The 2,042-nt window shown below is 51.0% G+C and carries 3 protein-coding genes and 2 pseudogenes; 1 reads left to right on the top strand and 4 read right to left on the bottom strand.

Annotated features, from left to right (window positions below):
• Positions 1-374, top strand: a pseudogene (locus VU18_RS06190) (hypothetical protein); the annotation flags it as partial.
• A 71-nt stretch (positions 375-445) separates the two neighbouring features.
• Here the strand turns inward: VU18_RS06190 and VU18_RS06185 are convergent.
• From VU18_RS06185 to VU18_RS19500, 4 genes and pseudogenes are all read right to left on the bottom strand, one after another.
• A pseudogene (locus VU18_RS06185) lies at positions 446-724 on the bottom strand (sigma 54-interacting transcriptional regulator); the annotation flags it as partial.
• A gap of 34 nt (positions 725-758) precedes the next feature.
• A complete protein-coding gene (locus VU18_RS21230; RefSeq protein WP_369793557.1) occupies positions 759-1,124 on the bottom strand; it encodes a Uma2 family endonuclease in 366 nt (121 codons plus the stop codon).
• Entirely contained in the window at positions 1,088-1,336 is a 249-nt protein-coding gene (locus tag VU18_RS21225) for a Uma2 family endonuclease (protein WP_369793556.1), read from the bottom strand. Before VU18_RS21225 ends, VU18_RS21230 begins: the two co-directional genes overlap by 37 nt.
• A gap of 133 nt (positions 1,337-1,469) precedes the next feature.
• Positions 1,470-2,042: aldehyde dehydrogenase family protein (locus VU18_RS19500; RefSeq protein ID WP_047757822.1), on the bottom strand; the 573-nt coding region annotated here is incomplete at its 5' end.

Genomic DNA, 2,042 nt, shown 5'->3' with positions numbered 1-2,042 from the left:
AAGAAATGCGAAAAGAACAGGAAGAATTCCGACGGATCCAGCAAGCTCTCCTTGAAGGCCAAAAGCGGTTAGAAGAAGAACAAGCCCATATCAAAGCCGGCCAAAAAGAGCTGTATGATCTGATGTCTGCTCTTCTTCACCGCCAGGATGAAACCGACGCTGCACTCGACGCCCTCGCGATGGACGTGCATAAACTTCACGGTGAAGTCTCTTCCATCCACCAAAGACTCGACGCCTTAGAGAAAAAAGTCGATTCCCATGCCCAATCATTCACCGAACAGCTGAACAACATCAAGCTTGACATCACCTTCCTCTCGAACAAAGTCATCGAACACGAACGGGAAATCTACAAAATTAAGAATGTCATTTTATGACGATAAAGCAGGCGGGCCGCCTAAGCCCGCCTGTCCGTTAGCTACGCTCTTGTTCAACTTATTTAACCATTTCCCCCGTCCGTCAGTTCAAACAGCCCGATTTTTCCTCCTTTTTTCGCATGTGTAAACGATCCCTCCACATAGCCGAACAATTCGCTTTCCAGCAAAGCGTCAGGAATGGCCGCACAGTTTACAGGAACGAATGGGCGGTCAGCCCGCGGGCTTTCCTGATGAATCGCCTGGGCGAACAGCTCCTTGCCGGTTCCGCTTTCCCCCATAATGAACACTGGCAAGTCCGACTCTGCTGCCCGTTTCGCGATACGGATCATTTCTTTGAGTCGGCCGTTATGCTTGTTGTTATTTTGTATGTGCCTGTGCCGCTCTTCACGACGTCAAAAACGTAAAAATCTCCTTCACGGAAAAGCGCACCTCGGGAAACGTGGTCGATGCAGCCGCCCCGTTGGCTGCATCGTACACGTCTTCTAGCTGAAACGCTCCCGATTGCCAAACGTATTTTTCCATCACCTGGTGCTGATAATCGACAATCCAATACTCGCGGACTCCTGCTTTCTCATAATAATGACGCTTAAGCAGCCGGTCGTTGCGGGCGGTGCTTGGCGACAACACTTCCACCACTAGGTCGGGGGCGCCGTAACACCGACCTTGGCGCAGTTTCGTTCGATCACCAATAATAGATAGGTCGGGCAGCACCGTTACATTTTTCGTTCCTTTTTGTTCATCTTCAAACAAAAGACTTGGAGGTTGCTGCCGAACACAAGACAAGGACTTCCTTTTAACGCCATGCGAAACTCGGCAATCAAATTGGCGACCACCCCTTCATGCTCATAAGGAGCTGGGGACATCAACACAATCGTTCCTTCGTACAGCTCCATCCGCTCGTCTCCAGCTAAAGAAAAGAACTCGCCGAGCGTATACCGGCGTTGCTCGCCTGATTGGCTCATGCCGCTCTCCCTCCCGCACATGCTATTTCCTCTATATGTAAGCAAACCGTTTGCTCGCCGACAATCGCCTTTGCCAATTCCCTCACGCTAAAAAAGCGCCCTGCCCAAACGGCAGCGCACTTTCCTCAACTTCTTATCCTTTTACAAACACCGTTTTAATCGCCGTGAAAAACTCGATGGCCGCCCGTCCTTGTTCCCGCGAGTGGGAGCTGGACTGCTTCATCCCGCCAAACGGCGCTTGCAGTTCGACGCCGGCGCTTTCTTCATTAATCCGGACGAGTCCGGCCTCGATGTCTTGGATGAACGCGAGCATCTTGCCGATATTTTGCGTGAAAATCGAGGCGCTAAGGCCAAACGGTGTGTCATTGGCTAAGGTTAACGCTTCTTCAAACGTGTCCACTTTAATTAAGGCGAGCACCGGCCCGAAAATTTCCTCGCGAGCGATCGTCATGTTCGGGGATACGTTCTCAAACACCGTCGGCTCTATATAAAACCCGTTTCCGAGCTCTCCATCGACCAAGCGGCGGCCGCCGCAAAGCAATGTCGCCCCTTCTTCGATCCCTTTTTCGATATAAGAAAGAATCGTCTCCAACTGCTTCCGGCTGGCGCACGGGCCCATCCAGACGCCTTCTTCCAGTCCGTCGCCAATTTTCAACTGTTTAATCTTCGCTAATAATTGTTCTTTAAACGATTCATAGATGGAACT

This window comes from Geobacillus sp. ZGt-1, from assembly GCF_001026865.1.
Classification (GTDB): Bacteria; Bacillota; Bacilli; order Bacillales; family Anoxybacillaceae; genus Geobacillus; species Geobacillus thermoleovorans.
The sequence above is the reverse complement of the archived record's forward strand: the minus strand, read 5'-3'. Positions and strand labels throughout refer to the sequence as shown.

Bases quoted from the DNA above. Each gene is read 5' to 3' on its own strand.
- VU18_RS21225 (WP_369793556.1), bottom strand. From the start codon at position 1,336: ATGAGCCAATCAGGCGAGCAACGCCGGTATACGCTCGGCGAGTTCTTT.